17 protein-coding genes are annotated in these 17,292 nt (G+C 45.7%); 7 read left to right on the top strand and 10 right to left on the bottom strand.

Going from position 1 to position 17,292, the window contains the following annotated elements; translation table 11 throughout:
• On the top strand, positions 1-856 hold an 856-nt coding region (locus B3182_RS03530), incomplete at its 5' end, for a methyl-accepting chemotaxis protein (RefSeq protein ID WP_292751573.1).
• A 26-nt stretch (positions 857-882) separates the two neighbouring features.
• Here B3182_RS03530 and B3182_RS03525 read toward each other — a convergent pair.
• On the bottom strand, positions 883-1,770 hold the full coding sequence (locus B3182_RS03525; protein WP_292353614.1) for an SDR family oxidoreductase: 888 nt from the start codon (positions 1,768-1,770) through the stop codon (positions 883-885).
• A 548-nt stretch (positions 1,771-2,318) separates the two neighbouring features.
• On the opposite strand from B3182_RS03525, the gene B3182_RS03520 reads away from it, so the two are divergent.
• From B3182_RS03520 to B3182_RS03495, 6 genes are all read left to right on the top strand, one after another.
• A complete protein-coding gene (locus tag B3182_RS03520) occupies positions 2,319-2,780 on the top strand; it encodes a ferritin-like domain-containing protein (protein WP_292353615.1) in 462 nt (153 codons plus the stop codon).
• 88 nt (positions 2,781-2,868) lie between these two features.
• A complete protein-coding gene (locus B3182_RS03515; RefSeq protein ID WP_292353616.1) occupies positions 2,869-3,252 on the top strand; it encodes a hypothetical protein in 384 nt (127 codons plus the stop codon).
• A 274-nt stretch (positions 3,253-3,526) separates the two neighbouring features.
• Positions 3,527-4,111 carry a hypothetical protein gene (locus B3182_RS03510; RefSeq protein ID WP_292353617.1) on the top strand — a complete coding sequence of 195 codons (585 nt, stop codon included), beginning with the start codon at positions 3,527-3,529 and terminating at the stop codon, positions 4,109-4,111.
• 199 nt (positions 4,112-4,310) lie between these two features.
• Positions 4,311-8,009 carry a methionine synthase gene (gene metH, locus B3182_RS03505; protein WP_292353618.1) on the top strand — a complete coding sequence of 1,233 codons (3,699 nt, stop codon included), beginning with the start codon at positions 4,311-4,313 and terminating at the stop codon, positions 8,007-8,009.
• Positions 8,010-8,083: 74 nt separating this feature from the next.
• Positions 8,084-8,287, top strand: a complete 204-nt coding sequence (locus B3182_RS03500; RefSeq protein ID WP_292353619.1) for a SlyX family protein — start codon at positions 8,084-8,086, stop codon at positions 8,285-8,287.
• 45 nt (positions 8,288-8,332) lie between these two features.
• The gene (locus tag B3182_RS03495) at positions 8,333-10,333 is read left to right on the top strand and encodes a tRNA(Met) cytidine acetyltransferase TmcA (protein WP_292411271.1); all 2,001 of its coding nucleotides are present in this window, start codon (positions 8,333-8,335) and stop codon (positions 10,331-10,333) included.
• A gap of 286 nt (positions 10,334-10,619) precedes the next feature.
• Here the strand turns inward: B3182_RS03495 and B3182_RS03490 are convergent, their stop codons facing one another.
• The 9 genes from B3182_RS03490 to B3182_RS03450 form a co-directional block, all read right to left on the bottom strand.
• Positions 10,620-11,822, bottom strand: a complete 1,203-nt coding sequence (locus B3182_RS03490; RefSeq protein ID WP_292353621.1) for a permease — start codon at positions 11,820-11,822, stop codon at positions 10,620-10,622.
• A gap of 35 nt (positions 11,823-11,857) precedes the next feature.
• Positions 11,858-12,205 (bottom strand): Rieske (2Fe-2S) protein, encoded by a 348-nt coding sequence (locus B3182_RS03485; RefSeq protein WP_292400166.1) that lies wholly within the window; start codon positions 12,203-12,205, stop codon positions 11,858-11,860.
• A gap of 2 nt (positions 12,206-12,207) precedes the next feature.
• The gene (locus B3182_RS03480) at positions 12,208-13,062 is read right to left on the bottom strand and encodes a PfkB family carbohydrate kinase (protein ID WP_292353623.1); all 855 of its coding nucleotides are present in this window, start codon (positions 13,060-13,062) and stop codon (positions 12,208-12,210) included.
• Positions 13,063-13,074: 12 nt separating this feature from the next.
• Complete coding sequence (locus tag B3182_RS03475; RefSeq protein ID WP_292353624.1) at positions 13,075-13,722, bottom strand: adenylate kinase; 648 nt, start codon at positions 13,720-13,722, stop codon at positions 13,075-13,077.
• A 41-nt stretch (positions 13,723-13,763) separates the two neighbouring features.
• Entirely contained in the window at positions 13,764-14,603 is an 840-nt protein-coding gene (locus B3182_RS03470) for an HDOD domain-containing protein (protein WP_292353625.1), read from the bottom strand.
• Entirely contained in the window at positions 14,594-14,755 is a 162-nt protein-coding gene (locus tag B3182_RS03465; protein WP_292353626.1) for a hypothetical protein, read from the bottom strand. The genes B3182_RS03470 and B3182_RS03465 overlap by 10 nt, the downstream gene beginning before the upstream one ends.
• Positions 14,755-15,738, bottom strand: coding sequence for a S49 family peptidase (locus B3182_RS03460; protein ID WP_292353627.1), 984 nt, complete (start codon positions 15,736-15,738; stop codon positions 14,755-14,757). The genes B3182_RS03465 and B3182_RS03460 overlap by 1 nt, the downstream gene beginning before the upstream one ends.
• Before the next feature lie 43 nt (positions 15,739-15,781).
• Entirely contained in the window at positions 15,782-16,444 is a 663-nt protein-coding gene (locus tag B3182_RS03455; RefSeq protein WP_292353628.1) for an HAD-IA family hydrolase, read from the bottom strand.
• Positions 16,444-17,292, bottom strand: an 849-nt coding sequence (locus tag B3182_RS03450; RefSeq protein ID WP_292751570.1) for an RluA family pseudouridine synthase, incomplete at its 5' end; no start/stop codon positions are given. The genes B3182_RS03450 and B3182_RS03455, both read right to left, overlap by 1 nt.

Here is a 17,292-nt window from a genome sequence, read left to right as displayed (position 1 = left end):
CAAGCTTCGCAGGCTGATTCAGCAATTAATTCCGCTTGGCGACAATGTCAGCAAGTTGTCTGCTGAAGGTCGTCAAATCAGCGAGCAAACGCGAACACAGATGGATCAGCAGCAGCAGTTGCTTGAAGAAATGGTTTCTGCGGTAACAGAAATGGCTGCTTCAGCCCAGCAGATTGCCGGAAATGCCGATCGCACATCACAATTTGTCAGTAATGCCAATGAGTCATCACAGTCTGGTGCTGGACTGGTGCAACGTACCTCAGAGTCAATTCACCAGGTCAGTAATAGTGTGCAGGAATCTCAATCAGCGATGTTGGAGCTGGAAAAAAACAGTGAGGCGATTGTCAGCATTTTGTCAGTGATCCAGGGAATTGCTGAACAGACCAATTTGTTGGCACTTAATGCAGCAATTGAAGCAGCGCGGGCCGGGGAGAAAGGTCGTGGTTTTGCTGTAGTAGCAGATGAAGTAAGAGCCCTGGCAAGTAGGACTCAGGTAGCCACTGTTGATATTCAGGAAAAGCTCAATGTATTGCAAAAAGGCAGTCGACAGGCAGCCGCCAAAATGCAGCAAAGTGGGCAACAAGTGACTGAAACTGTTGATCTGGCTCGTGCAGCAGAATCTGCATTGCAGGATATTCAGAAAGCTATTATGGAAGTCACCGAAATGACGTTTCAGATTGCTTCAGCGACCGAAGAACAAAGTGCGGTATGTGAGGATGTCAGTAAAAATCTGACAAAAATTTCGCAACTGGTCGAACATACAACCGAGGGCGCTCGCCAGCTGAATCAGGTAGGGAATCAGCTGGACGAAGCTGCTAACAGCCTTAAACTTCAGTTAGGTTCGTTCAAGGTCTGACCTGGATTTTATGGCAACCCGGGGTTTCACATTTGGATACGGCCACCGGTGACGCCATAAATTTCACCAGTCACATAGCTGGCATCTGCTGAGGCCAGAAAGACATAAACCGGTGCCAGTTCAGCCGGCTGGGCCGGGCGGCCAAATAAGGTATTGGCACCGAAGTTTTTCACTTTTTCATCAGGCATGGTGGTGGGGATTAACGGAGTCCAGACCGGGCCCGGTGCTACCCCGTTTACTCTGACGCCCTGGTTGATGGCTTCAGAAGCTAATGACAGGGTGAAGTTGGCAATAGCTGCTTTAGTTGCGGCATAAGGAGCAAGATTGCTGCTGGGTTCAAATGCCTGAATAGAGGTGGTGTTAATAATGGATCCACCTGGTGGAATATGGTTTAACGCTGCTCGTGAAAAATGGAAAAAGGCTTCAATATTGGTTTGAAATGCATAACTGATTTCCTCATCGGGAATATCCTGTATCGATTCATAGGTTTGCTGAAAAGCGGCGTTATTGACCAGAATATCCAGTCGGCCAAATTCTTCGATACATACTTCCACGGCTCTATCACAGGCCGGTCGATTATTTGACTGATCCATTTTTATTGAAATAACTTCTCGACCAGCTTCCCGTACCAGGCGTTCAGTCTCATGTGCATCCACTTCTTCGCTGAGATAGGTAAATACAATATTTGCTCCCTCACGAGCATAGGCCAAGGCCACCGCCCTCCCAATGCCACTGTCACCACCGGTAATCAAAGCCACTTTCCCGGCTAATCGATCATGTCCCTGATAGCTGGTTTCACCATGATCCGGCACCGGGTTCATTTTGCTTTCCTGACCGGGCAATTTCTGTGACTGCGTTTCAAATTCGGGACGAGGGTAACAATTTCTTGGATCAGTGAAGGTGTTTTGCGTCATGGCTGAAATCCTCCTAAATCATTAATTGAAAAACACTTAATGAATAACTCAATTGCAAAAGCTATTCCGATCACGATTCAACGAGAAAACAATCAGTGATGATGAGCTGCTAATGCGTAATTAGATGTATTTACAGGAACAATGCCCGGGTAAAAATTACTGGTGATAGGAATTTTTTATACAGGTAACCCTTTATTTTGCTGATTTAATTTAAACAGAATTCCGGGCCAGACATTGTGCATCCTTGTTTCACGGTGAAAAAAGATCTCTGGCATACAGATTGCGATAGTGTTGATTAGCTTTTGGCTAAGGCCAGTACATGATGCATTGCAGTATATGTACGCTAAGTAACGAACAGAGTGAGATGTTTGGGAGAGAATCAAGAATATCCAAGACATCATGAATCCGGAAATCGAAATGGTCAGTGTTACGACCCGCGTTAAAGATGAGTACCGAAAATGGCTGCGTGAGTGGCTGTAGTAAATGGAGGGTCAGGTTTAAAAAATGAATAAGCAATTAATATTCAATAAAAAATTTAAAGGCACACGATGGAAGTAATTAATGAGAGTGATGTCATGGAGACTGAAGATATCATCAGCAAGCTTAATGATTTGGTTGCATTGGAATTTAATGCTATTGAGACTTACGAAGTTGCAATCGAACGGCTGGAAAATCTCGACTATCGGGCAAAAATGACGGAGTTTCTTGGCGAACACGAGCGCCACTTGATGGACTTATGTGACGCGATTATCGAGGAAGGTGGAACTCCACTAGATGGAGGAGATTACAAACAATTCCTCACAAAGGGACCCGTGATCATCGCGGGTATTGGTGGGGATAAATCTGTTTTGAAAGCCATGCTGCTTAATGAGGGGCTGACCAACAAGCTTTATAAAAATGCTAATGATGAAATATATCCTGGTTATATCCAATTAATGCTGAAGCAGGCCCTGGGAGATGTTCGTCATCATCGGGTCTGGATTGAATCGGCGATACAAGAGCTTGATTAAAACATACGAAAAATATCACACCAGGCATGCAACATTTACTTATATAGAACTGTCTTTTTAAAAGATAGCTTAATGAAGGACTAAAGAAATGTATAAAAAATTATTTCTTTCAGCAACCGTTTCGGCTTTCTTAACCGTTACTTCAGTAATGGCAGAGGATTTAAATCAACCTCAGGACCACCGTTCAACCATTAACCAGAAACAGGAAAATCAGGTTGGACTACCCATCGATAATCGAGTTGATAGTCAGATAAAACAGAATCAACAAAACACAACGGTCAATCCTCCTGAAACTGAACCATTGCCGACAACTCCTCCTTCAAGATCGGTTATCACACCTGAACCACCGCCACCACCTTCGCGCATAAACCCGAAAAGTAACGATCCGACTCTTCCCGAAAACCAGTCTCCACAGGGTATTGCGCCAGATGTGCCGGATTCAGCCTATCCGGATGATAGCCCGACGCCATAACGTTGAAATGAGGGTGAAACACTAAATGACGAGAATCGAACTTAACTGCTCAACTTGGTTGAGCTTGCAGTGTTAAAGAGCCAGTTTGGATAACATCGCTAATATAAACAAAGCTTCTACAGGGTCAAACAGATAAAAGGATGCTGCCATGCCACACGCTAGAAAGTTAGATAATCAGCCCATACCGAGACACCATACCCGGTTTTCAAAAACACTCACGGATGATGAAAAGACAAACACGAGCTCTTCTTCTGAAAAAAACAGAGCTAAAATCATGCTTCATCCTGAACTTGATATGGATGAGATGGATTTTGAAGTTTTAAGTAAATCCGTTCCTGATGGAGCCGTTGGTGACATCAAGAAAGTGCATCAACACAACACTGAATTGTTGCTGCATAAACTAGGTCAGCGACTTGCATTTGAACGCGCCAGCGTCAGATTATATGAAGCGCTGATATTCAAATGTCTGGCAATGCGAAATGGCAGAAAAACTGTAGTTTCCGTTGACCTGTTAAGACAATTCCGTGATGAAGAAGTAGAACATAGTCGGTTACTGAAGACGGCCATCGAGACATTAGGATTTGACTCTGATGAATGGATTCCCGATGCGGATTCCAATTTACAGTCCAGCCTGCAAATACCCAAAGTCTTCACCAAGAAAACGACATCCGTGCTGCAATGCCTGGAATCGGTATTGATCTTTGCTACTAATGACAATGCAGAATGGCATACACTGCACGGTTTGTTTACCAACATGGGGTTACAGGACCTGGCGAATGAGTTTAATCAGGCCCTCGAAGAAGACAGCCGACAGCTTGAGACTATTTCCCGCTGGATATATCAGCTCTCTCACGCCTGAGACGCTTCAATCCTGCTGAAATCAAAACTGGGAGGAGAAACATTTCTCCTCCCATATTCTTTTTGTCAGTTTAAATCCATTAAAGATATATTTTCGACTGAGCTCAAAACAGAAGCGCTAACATGCCTGAAGCGATACGAGTATCTGTTATAATCAAGCGTTTTTTCTATACCTCTAACAGCCTGACAGGAAAACCGTTTTGACCACAGCTTCTCATCAAATCCGCAGTCTGCTTGAACAAAAGATCCTAATCCTTGATGGCGGCATGGGCACCATGCTGCAAAGTTACAAATTGAGTGAAGCAGATTTTCGCGGTGAACGTTTTGCCAATCATCCTTGTGATGTCAAAGGTAACAACGATTTACTGTCGCTGACTCAGCCGCAGATCATTCGCGATATTCATCGGGCCTATTTTGAAGCCGGTGCCGATATAGTTGAAACCAATACCTTTAATGGTACGTCGATCGCGATGGCCGACTACCAGATGGAAGATCTGGTTTATGAGCTGAATAAAGTCTCGGCACAACTGGCCCGTGAAGTGGCCGATGAATTTACCGCCAGTAATCCTGACAAACCGCGGTTTGTCACCGGCGTATTAGGCCCCACCAATCGTACCGCCAGTATTTCACCAGATGTAAACAATCCTGGTTTTCGTAACGTCAATTTTGATCAGCTGGTGGAAGCCTATCTGGAGGCCATTCGTGGTCTGATTGATGGTGGCAGTGATCTGCTGTTGGTTGAAACCGTCTTTGATACCTTGAATGCCAAAGCCGCAGTATTCGCCATCGAGCAGTATTTTGAACAGCATGATGTGCATTTGCCGGTGATGATTTCCGGCACCATTACCGATGCCAGTGGCCGCACACTTTCTGGCCAAACGGCTGAAGCGTTCTGGAATTCACTGTCACATGTACAACCGTTATCCATTGGTTTGAACTGTGCTTTAGGTGCAGAGCAATTACGTCAGTATGTTGAAGAGCTGTCGAATATTTCCACCAGTTATGTCAGTGCCCATCCCAATGCCGGTTTACCAAATGAGTTTGGTGAATATGATGAATCACCGGAAGCCATGGCGATTCATATCAAGGAATGGGCCGAAGCCGGTTTCCTGAATATTATCGGTGGTTGCTGTGGTACGACGCCGGCACATATCAAAGCCATTGCCGAAGCCGTCGAAGGTGTTAAACCACGCCAGCGGATTGAAAACAAGCATTATTGCCGCTTGAGCGGCCTGGAACCCCTGACGATCACACCGGACAGTCTGTTTGTGAATATTGGTGAGCGGACCAATGTGACCGGTTCATTGCGGTTTGCCAAACTGATCAAGGAAGGTGATTACGATACAGCTTTAGAGGTTGCCAGACAGCAGGTTGAAAACGGCGCACAAATCATCGATATCAATATGGATGAAGGCATGCTCGATTCGCAGGATGCGATGGTGACTTTCCTCAATCTGGTTGCTGCCGAACCGGATATCAGCCGCGTTCCGATTATGATTGACTCCTCCAAATGGGAAATCATTGAAGCCGGTCTCAAATGTATTCAGGGCAAGGGCATCGTCAACTCGATCAGTCTCAAGGAAGGTGAGGAAAAATTCATCGAACAGGCCAAGCTGGTACGCCGTTATGGCGCAGCCGTTATCGTCATGGCGTTTGATGAAGATGGGCAGGCCGATACCCGTGAACGGAAACGCGAAATCTGTACCCGCAGTTATGAGATTCTCACTGAAAAAGTGCATTTTCCGGCCGAAGATATCATCTTTGATCCGAATATTTTTGCCGTGGCGACCGGCATTGATGAGCATAACAATTATGCCGTCGACTTTATTGAAGCCACCCGTGATATCAAGCAAAGCCTGCCACATGCGATGATCAGTGGCGGCGTATCCAACGTATCATTTTCATTCCGTGGTAATAATCCAGTACGTGAAGCGATTCATGCGGTGTTTCTCTATCACACCATCAAAGCCGGAATGGACATGGGTATCGTCAACGCCGGACAGCTGGCGATCTATGATGATTTACCCGAAGAGTTACGTGAGCGGGTTGAAGACGTTATCTTAAACCGCCGTAACGATGCCACTGATCGCTTGCTGGAAATTGCTGATAAATACAAAGGCGATGGCAGCGTTGAGAAAAAAGAAGATTTGGAATGGCGCAGTCTACCGGTGGTTAAACGGCTGGAATATGCATTAGTCAAAGGTATCGCGGACTTTGTCGAAGAAGATACCGAGCTGGCTCGTCATGAATATGCCAAACCACTAGAGGTCATCGAAGGACCGTTAATGGACGGCATGAATGTGGTCGGCGATTTATTCGGTGAAGGCAAAATGTTTTTACCACAGGTGGTTAAGTCCGCCCGGGTAATGAAAAAAGCCGTGGCCTATCTGATGCCGTTCATCGAACTGGAAAAAGACGACAGCACGGTCAGTAGCAGTAACGGTAAGATCCTGATGGCCACGGTAAAAGGCGATGTTCACGATATCGGCAAGAATATTGTCGGCGTGGTATTGCAATGTAACAACTTCGAGATCATTGATCTTGGCGTGATGGTGCCTGCAGCGACAATTCTGGAAACCGCACGCAAGGAAAATGTCGATATTATCGGTTTGTCAGGTTTAATTACGCCTTCGCTGGAAGAAATGGCGCATATGGCCAAGGAAATGGAGCGTTTGGGGTTTGATATTCCGTTAATGATCGGTGGTGCAACGACTTCGCTGATTCATACCGCTGTCAAAATTGATCCAAATTATCATGGTCCGGTGATTTACGTAAAAGACGCATCACGAGCCGTTGGCGTGGCACAGAATCTGGTCAGTAAAATCACCCGTGAAGATTTTGTCGACAAAATCAAAACCGATTATCAAACTAAACGCGATCAGCATAAAGGCCGTAAATCTACCCGACGTTTGCTGACACTGAAACAAGCCCGGGCCAATAAAACCAAAATCGACTGGCCGGCATATCAAGCGGTAAAACCTGCTCAGACCGGAATTCAGGTGTTTGATGACTACCCACTACAAGAATTGGTGGATCGCATCGACTGGACACCATTTTTCCAGTCATGGGAATTAGCTGGCAGATATCCCCGTATTTTAACCGATGAAATCGTCGGTGAGCATGCCACGCATTTGTTTGAAGATGCGAAAAAAATGCTCAAACAGATTGTTGATGAAAAATGGCTAACAGCACGCGCGGTGATTGGTTTGTTTCCAGCCAATAGTGTCGGCGATGACGATATCGAAATTTATACTGATGACAGTCGTCAGCAGGTATTAATGAAATTGCATTCATTGCGACAGCAAGCCGAGAAACCACCAGGTCGGCCTAATGCTGCATTAGCAGACTTTCTGGCCCCCAAAGACAGTGGGGTGGAAGATTATATCGGCGCCTTTGCTGTAACTGCCGGAATTGGCATAGATGAGCATATTGAACGTTTTGAAGCTGATCATGATGACTACCATAGCATTATGGTCAAAGCGCTGGCCGACCGGCTAGCAGAAGCCTTTGCTGAGCGTATGCATGAACGGGTTCGCAAGGAATTCTGGGGCTATAAAAAAGATGAACAATTAGCCAATGAAGATCTGATTGACGAAAAATATCAGGGTATTCGTCCGGCACCGGGATATCCAGCATGTCCAGATCATACCGAAAAAGGTCTGTTATGGGATTTGCTGGATGTAGAAAAACGCATTGGCATGACGTTAACCGAAAGTTTTGCCATGTTGCCAACAGCGGCGGTCAGCGGTTTCTATTTTGCGCATCCTGAATCACGTTATTTTGGTCTGGGTAAAATTAGTGAAGACCAGGTTAAGGATTATGCAAAACGCAAAAACTGGACGCTTGATTATGCTGAACGTTGGTTGGCACCGGCATTATCCTATGATGGTGATGATTGATGACGGATCAAAAACAAGCCCATTCTTAAAACTGTGTTTAAACCCATTAACTATAAGAAAGGGGAAGTTTAGCTATGCATGAAGACATCGTAGATTTACAAACCCGCATGGCGTTTCAGGATGGTGTGATTGAACAACTCAACCAGGTGGTCACCGATCAGCAACAGCAGATAGATCGACTGGAACGTCGAATGGAAAAATTGCTGGGTCAGGTGGAAGCACTTCAGGCAGATCAGTTGATCCAACAGGCGAATGAACCGCCCCCACCACATTATTAATTCTGTCCAGCGTCTATGAAGTTGAATAAACCGCCCAGGCGATGTTTGCTGATTAAAGAAGCGGCTGAGCTTGCTCATCAAACTGCTGAAGCCTTGCTGGCATTCTGGCAGCCCGATTATCATATCTGGCTCACTGACGCTTCACAGGCCTCAGCGGATAAAAAAATTCAAAAACAGGCACGCCAATTTCTCGGGCAAGAATTTGATGTAGTGGTTTTTGACGCGACTCAGGAATTTAACGCCGACAGCTTTGCAGCCATTATTGGCACTATCCGCGCAGGTGGTATATTGCTAATGCTGCTGCCTGAAAAAAGTCCTTCTTCCAACTGGTATCAACGGTTTGAGCAGGTTATTGAGCATTATCAAGCTGACTTTGCAGAGTTTCATCAATGGCTACCGGGTAGAATCCTGCCAGGTGATTTTCGTCCTGAACAAAACCCGGATAAAGCGTTTCAACTGACGCCTGATCAGCAAAATGCATTAAGTCTTATCCACAAAACAGCTTTTGGTCATCGGCGCCGACCCTTATTGATTACATCTGATAGAGGTCGTGGCAAAACAGCCTTGCTGGGAATCGCGGCAGCGGAGTTGATTCGCCAGGGAAAACAAAAGATTTTAGTCACAGCGCCCAGCTATGCCAGTGTGGAAACTTTATTTAAACATGCTGCCAGCGAATTAAAAAACGCCCAGCTTGGTCACGGGCAGTTATTCAGCGATGGTTGCGAGATTCAGTTTGTGGCACCGGATGCTCTGCTGGAGAATGAGCTGGATGCTGATGTATTGCTGGTTGATGAAGCCGCTGCATTGACCTTACCCATGCTCAAGCTGATGTTGCAACGCTATCCGAGGATTATTTTTGCGACGACTTTACATGGTTACGAGGGCAGTGGCCGTGGTTTTAAATTGCAGTTCCAGCAAGTCCTTGATCAGCAAACACCAGATTGGCGACAGATTGAATTAACGCAACCGGTTCGCTGGAATTTAGGCGATGTATTGGAACAATTCAGCTTTGAACTCTGTTTGCTGGATGCCGAACCGGTCGCTGAACAATTGATTGTGGATCTGGGGATAGAAAAGCTTCAGGTTAAAAAACTGACTGCAACAGAGTTATTAAAGGACGAAGCGTTGTTAAGACAATGCTTTGGTCTGATGGTAACGGCGCATTATCGAACTCGGCCATCTGATCTGCAAATGCTGTTGGATCGTGATGATATGTGGTTAGTTGGTGTCTTTAATCAGCAGCAGCTGGTTGCCAGTGCATGGTTAGTAGCCGAAGGACCGATTAATCCGCGATTGGCCGCAGCAGTATTTGCTGGTGAACGACGTCTAAATGGTCATCTATTGCCGCAGACATTGTTAGCCCATTCAGGCATTAGTATTGCCGGTGAATATCATTATCAGAGAATCGTGCGGATTGCTGTACATCCTGCCCTGCAAAGTCGTGGCATAGGACAGTATTTAGTAAATGCTTTGGTAACTCATTTACCAGAAAACACCGATATATTAGGTTGCAGCTTTGCTGCCAGTGAAGCATTGGTGCGCTTCTGGCAAAACAGCGATTATCGATTAATGCGAGTGGGCGCTCATAGTGATCATATCAGTGGTCGTCATGCAGTCATTCTGGCAAAACCCATCAGTTTGGCTGGTCAGCAACTGGTTGAGCTAACCCAGCAACGATTGAGTCAACAGTGGCCAGATTTGCTCAATAGCCAGCTATCTCAACTGGAAGCCGGTTTGATCCCATTGTTGATGCAGCTGTTACCGGAAGCGGAGTTGCCAATAACGGCTGCTGATGAAGAGGAAATCACTGCTTTTGCCTTTCAAAAACGGCATTATGATGCTTGCCAGATAGCCATCAGAAAATTTGTGTTGAACTGCGTAGCACAGCAGCGGTTCCTATCAATTTCAACATTACTGCAATCTATCTGTTTAATTTTTGTATTACAGCAGCAGCCAATAGCCACTGTTTGCAGACAGTTAAATTTGAAAGGGAAGCAGGATTTGATAGGGCAGTTGCGGGAAGCGATCAGAGTTCTATTGTTGTGAGGTCAGTAATAAATAATCTGTAGAACAATTTTTTGCAGTGCTTCCCACAAGCTATGCTTCATTAAAATGCAATATAGTTGTCATCTTTTCGCCTAACATTGGCTTGATCGAAACCTACGGAACAAACTTCTGTAATTAAGCTTAGTAGCAGGTATGTTAAATAACTAGCACTAACAGCAAATGAAATAATCACAACAGAGAAAAGTTGGGAGGGAAACGAACAAGCAATTCCTGCTGGATTATAAATACTCTTGGTTCAAATGCGTCAGGCAGAAGACTGTTCTTCTCAAAACAAACTCAGAACCACGCCCAACACCAGCCAAATAACAGCAATTACACAAAGACTATTGATAATCGGTTGGCTACTACCTCCACCGTGATGGTGATGTTTGCTATTCTCATTTTGGCGTTTCCATTTCAATAACATCCATACTGAAGCCACTATGGATATGACATTGAGCCAGAACTGATAATTAAGCTGAAAATGATCGCGATCAGCTGGGGATGACCACTGGCTCTGATCCGGCAACGAGTTAAATAACTGCAGCCCATAATGCATCAGCAAGGAAGTGGCTATTAGGCAGGTAAATAGCATAAGCATAATGTACAGAGCCATTTTCCAGCCATAATATTGGGCATTAATACGCAGCACTGGCAACACAATTAAATCAGAGAAGATGAAGGCCATCACGCCAGCAAAAGCGACCCCTTCACCAAACAGAACTGCTGCCAAAGGAATATTGCCCATTGAGCCGATAAATGTAAAAAATGCGGCAACGGGTCCAACCATCGCCTGTTGCAATAAGGCCCAGAAACCCGGGTCGCTGGTACCGGCACCGATAAACAGCCACTCAAAAAAAGCCGTTGGCACAAAAGCGGAAATAATGCCGGCGACAGTAAAGCCAATCAGTACGTCTTTCCATACCATCTGCCATTCCATGGCATATTTCTGACTAATAGCTGACCAGATTTCTTTATCCAGAATACGTGACCACGCATGACCGTCGTTTTCATGGTCATGATCACTATTTGATTTTTTTTGCCGCGCTTTTTTGATTAATTCGGCCGGATTAGTCAGCTTTATGAATAGCCAGGCTAAAAGGATCAGAATAATTCCACCAATATATTCTCCGACCACAAACTGCCAGCCCAAAAACAGGGCGATAACAAAACCCAGCTCGATAACAAGATTGGTGGAAGCAAGCAGAAATGCTATAGAGGGGGCGAAATTGGCGCCTTTTTGAAACAAAGCACGGCTGGTTGCAAGTGCAGCAAAGCTACATGAGCTGGAGATAAAGCCAAATGCACTGCCCAGCGTCATAGATTTCAGACTATCATCACCCATTAATTTGCGCATTTCGCTACGGGAGACCATGACCTGGATAATACTGCTGATAAGATAACCCAGCACAAATGCCCAAAGAGCCATCCAGAAAAATCCCAAGCTGGTGAGGGCGGCCTCGGACCATTTATCGAGCAAAGAATCCATCGCAATTCCTTTCAGCTGAAGTAATTAAAACCCTATCAGCCTTGAGAGATGAGGTAAACCTCCCCTTGCTCAGTGATTTCAATATTGAGCGGAGTCAGACTTTGCCCGCGACATGGACCGGAAATACAATAACCTTCTTCCAGCGTAAACAACGCGCCATGTGTTGAGCATTGAATATGTGTTTCTTCCAGCGAGAGAAATTTGTCTGGCTGCCAGTTCAGGGGGATGCCCAGATGTGGACAATGATTGAGATAGGCGCGGATATGTTTGCCCTGACGTAGCACGACAATATCGAGCTCATTTTCTGCTGCTAACGGGATCTGAAATCCATAGCTTTGATGGTCTTTCAGGTCTTTGGTATGGCAAACAAATTTTTTCATCATAATTAAACGAGATTTTCAAAACCATATTGTTGGCATTTTCGAGCAGCGAGTTCACTGGCAAATTGCAGACTATCCTGTAGCGAATTTTCCGCTACCAGGCTGTGGATCATTCCGGCATTAAAGGTATCACCGGCACCCAAGGTATCAACAACGTGATCGATCTTGGTTGCTGGAATATACATAACTTTTCCATTGTGCCAGCCATAAGCACCTTCTGCACCCCAGGTAAGCGTTGCCTGATAGGTCACTGGCAGCGAAGCCAGCATATCCTCTGCAGATTGAAAACCTCTCGCCTCGGCATATTGGCTGGAGAAAAACAGCCAGTCAGCCCAATCAAATAAGCTCTCAATATCTTCGCGAGGTTTCTCTATTTCCAATGATATAGGCACATTTGGTGCCTTTTGCCGACAATATTTCAGTATTTTCTGTAATTCAGAAATATTACGGGCTTCAAAATGTAACCAGTCAAATTGTGATAAATCGATGTGCTGGAATGCGGCAAAACTCAATTCGGGACAATCTCGGTGATGCACAATCGTACGACTGCCAGTTTGCCGGTTTAACGTGATATAGGATGTTGGCATTTTGCCCTCATTCAATCGAGGGCAAAACTGTGTATTGATGTGATAGCGATTTAGATCGGCTTCGATAACCTGACCATCGGCCTCATTAATCAGTGTAGCAGCCAAATAACTTTGATGGCCCAGCTGACTTAACACGCAAAGGGTATTGCTGGCATTACCACCACGGCGAATGCGCTGTGATAAAGCCCGAACTTCTGCATCTTCTTCAGGATAGCTGGCAACTTCATTAATAATATCCAGCGTCGCAATGCCGGTGGCCAGAATGCGTGCCATCAGTAAAACAAATCAGATGTCGTCGAAAATGGCACCGACTGCATCAGTAATGGCATCAATATCGCCGGTACCTTTTATCGTGTGAAGTTTATTCTGTTGCTGATAGAAGCCGACTAATGGCGCCGTTTGTTCTTCATAGACTTTCAGGCGATTTTCGATAGTGGCTTCGTTATCGTCCTGCCGTTGAAATAATTCTCCACCACAATTATCACAGATACCTTCCTGCTTGGGTGGAGACAAATGTACATTAAAAATGGCGCCACAGTCCTTACAGGTACGGCGACCGGTTAAGCGTTGCATCAATTCATTAAAGGGTACATCCAGTAACACCACTCCCTGTAATGGTTGTCCCAGATCATCCAGCATCTGATCCAGTGCTTCGGCCTGAGCAATATTACGTGGAAAACCATCCAGAATATAACCATTCTTGGCATCATCATGTGTCAAACGTTCACGGATAAGTCCAATCACGATTTCATCAGAAACCAGTGCGCCGGCATCCATCGCAGATTTAGCCTTTTTACCCAAGTCAGAGCCGGCAGTGACCGCGGCACGAAGTAAATCCCCAGTTGAAATTTGTGGGATATTGAATTTTTTGGATAAAAATACGCCCTGAGTACCTTTACCGGAACCCGGTGCGCCAAGTAATACTGTTCTCATGTTTGCCTCTTGCTAGTTTGCTATTCGTTTAAATTAGATTTTTATAATAAGTTTGCTGCCAGATGATCTAATTGGATGGCCACCTTACGTAGCAATGCTGGAATTATTTCCGGTTGTAAACCCAATCTTTCCCAGGCCACGGGGTCCAGCGGAGGAACATGCTGATCACCGCTGTGTCCGAATGGAACTGAACTGACCATAACATCAGCGACGTGGACAATGCAGACTTCTGGCGCATAGCCTGAAGCAACCGGAGTGTGATGATGTCTGGCAACAAAACCAAGCGATTCCGGTAACCGCCATGCCTGAATTAACGCTTCTCCGGCCTCTGTGTGGTCAAAACCGAGCACCCGCTGTTCAGCCAGGTAAATGACTTCATGCCCGAATCTGGCGCTTTTTATTGCTTCGCCAGACAGTTCAGGTACTGATTGATACAGGACCAAACTGCCGATGTTATGTAACAAACCGGCAATCAGATATTGCTCACTTTGCTTATGGCCTGCTGCTTCAGCGAGTAATTTTGCACAGATGGCACAGGCTAGACTGTGTCGCCAGAAAGTGTTCATCTCTATCAGTGTTTTGGGGATGCCGGTAAAGGCATTGACCACCGATGTTGCCAGAACCAGATTGGTCAGTTCACGCGTACCAATAACAGTAATCGCACGGGAAATCGTATTTATCTGCGATGGAAAGCCATAGAAAGGGCTGTTAACGATCTTCAATAATCGTGTCGTCAGTGCCGGATCGGTGTTAATAACTTTACTGATGTCATCAATGGCGCTGTCAGGATCGTGGATCAACTCATCAAGCCGGGCATAGGTACTGGGCGGTGAAACCAGTTCCAGCGATTTGTTAACTAATGATTGAGGTGTCAGAGCCATGCTTTATCCGTTTCATCAGGAGTCAGCTTGTCTATTGATGCCTCGGCAAACAGCATGGCTATTAAAGGATGATTCAGGTCTGCATAGCGGAATAATTCTTCGCGCTCGGCTAAGGCCTTGGTCTCTGATTCATTGAGATGGTTAGTTTCCATTAATGAAGATTCCAATATTGACTACTCAGCAGAATTTCACTGATTTTCACACCGAGGCTGCCGGCAAAGCGATCCAGATAGCTTGGGCGGGGTGTGTAATCGACAAGTTCTTCGGCGCCGACAATGTCTCTGGCAACGGTACTGCTATTGGCCAGTCCATCAATCAAACCTAATTCAAGCGCCTGCTCACCCGACCAGAACAATCCGGAGAAAATTTCAGCATTATCTTTTAAACGATCCCCTCGGCCGGTTTTGACGACATCAATAAACTGCTGGTGAATATTGTTGAGCATTTCATGGGCATGCTCAACATCTCTTTCCTTAAGTGGCATAAACGGATCGAGGAAAGCTTTATTTTCACCGGCTGTTAATGAACGTCGTTCCACGCCTACTTTATCCATTGCTTCGGTGAAACCAAAGCTATCCATACGAACGCCAATTGAACCAACAATACTGGCTTTATCGGCATAAATTTCATTGGCGGCCACGGCGATATAATATCCGCCTGAAGCGCAGACATCCTGAATGACAGCATAAACAGGGAAATCAGGGCGTGTTGCCCGCAAACGGGTGATTTCATCGTTGATGATTCCCGACTGAACCGGGCTGCCGCCAGGAGTATTCATGCGGAGGATTAATGCTTTGGCCTGTGGACTTTCGAAAGCTTCACGGATACCGGTGACAACCCGATCGGCACTGGCTTCCATATCCGGTGCAATAACACCACTCACATCAACTAATGCCGTATGTGGGCCTGATGGCAGATCACTCTCGCCAAAAGGCCTAGTCATCAGGAAGATAGCGACGAAATACAGTAATACCAGAAATTTGAACAGGTATCCCCAGCGGCGTGTTGCGCGCTGCTCTTTGATGGCAGCGAATGCAAGATCCTGCAGAATTTTGCGTTCCCACTGGTCATTTTGCGGTGAAGTGTTCTGTGGATCTTGTTTGTGTTCTGGTGGAAAGTCGCCAAAAGTTGCCATTAGGTTTCATCCTGAACTATAAAGTTAGTGGGTCACATCATAATCAAAAGCGCACGTTGTTGCCATGCAACCAGTCATCCAACGCAAATAAGTCATCAACAATATGCAGTGGCTCGCAGGCCTGCAACCTTTCCAGAGCATGTGCCCCGTGTGTTACCGCAACACTTTTTGCTTTGGCATTATGGGCCATCAGCAAATCAAACTCGGTATCACCAATCATCATAGTGGCATCTGCTTCAACGCCACAGAAGCTTATTAATTCTTCAAGCATTTGCGGATGCGGTTTGGAATGACATTCATCAGCACAACGCGTTGCGGTAAATAAATCTGCTAAACCCGTGGCAGCGAGGACTTTGTCCAGACCGCGTCGTCCTTTACCGGTTGCCACACCGAGGAAAATATTCTGATTTGCCAGTTTGTGCAATAACTCGACAGCATTATCAAACATCGGCGACTCATGTGGATGATCCAGCCAGATTTCTCGATAAGCCATTGCCAGCCGCTGAATATCTGCATCGGTGCTGTGTGGATATAGGGTGCGGACGGCTTCTGGTAAACCCAAACCAATAATCTGACTGATTGCATTATCAGTTAATGGCGAGAGTTGCAGTTTATGAATGGCTTCGCGCATACAGAAAACGATATGGCTGGTGGAATCCATCAGGGTGCCATCCCAGTCAAAAACGATCATTTGATACTGACTCATCACTGCTTTTCCAATTGTTTTAAAACGTCTTTTAGCGTATCGGGCAGTTCTGCGTTAAAGGTTAATGGTTCATCCGTTATCGGGTGTTTGAGCGAAAGCTGCCAAGCATGCAGAAACATGCGTTTTAAACCAAATTGTCTGAGACGTTTGTTAAATTCACGATCGCCGTACTTTTCATCACCAGCTACCGGATGTGACTGGCTGGCGCTATGTACACGGATCTGATGTGTACGTCCGGTGTAGAGTTTTGCAGCAACCAGCTGGCAGCCAGAAAACTCCTGTTTTACCTCAAATAAGGTTTTGGATTTTTTACCATTAATATCCGGCACCACCATGCGCTCGCCAGAGCTCAGCGAATTTTTTTGTAATGCCAAATCAACAATGTTTTCCTGTGCAGGCCACTTGCCTCTGGTTAAGGTAAGATAACGCTTATCGGTTTCAGAGTCTTTCATTTGCTGCTGCAGATTAAGTAGCGCGGTACGGCTTTTTGCCAGCACCAGACAACCTGAGGTGTCACGATCCAGGCGGTGTACCAATTCAACAAAGCGATTTTCAGGACGGATAATGCGCATGGCTTCAATGACGCCCAATTGGATCTGACTACCTGCATGAACCGCCAGACCTGCAGGTTTATTTATCACCAGTATGTCATCATCTTCCATGAGAATTGCGTTTTCAAGTGCATCGGTAAGTGAGTCGGATAACTCGGTAATAACAACTTTCTCACTGACCCTGAGCGGAGGAACCCTTACCTGATCACCAGCTTGTAGTCGATAGGTCTGTTTAATGCGACCTTTATTAACCCGAACCTCGCCTTTGCGCAAGGCACGATAAATCCGGCTTTTCAA

Source organism: Methylophaga sp. UBA4204 (assembly GCF_002379485.1).
Classification (GTDB): Bacteria; Pseudomonadota; Gammaproteobacteria; order Nitrosococcales; family Methylophagaceae; genus Methylophaga.
The sequence above is the reverse complement of the archived record's forward strand: the minus strand, read 5'-3'. Positions and strand labels throughout refer to the sequence as shown.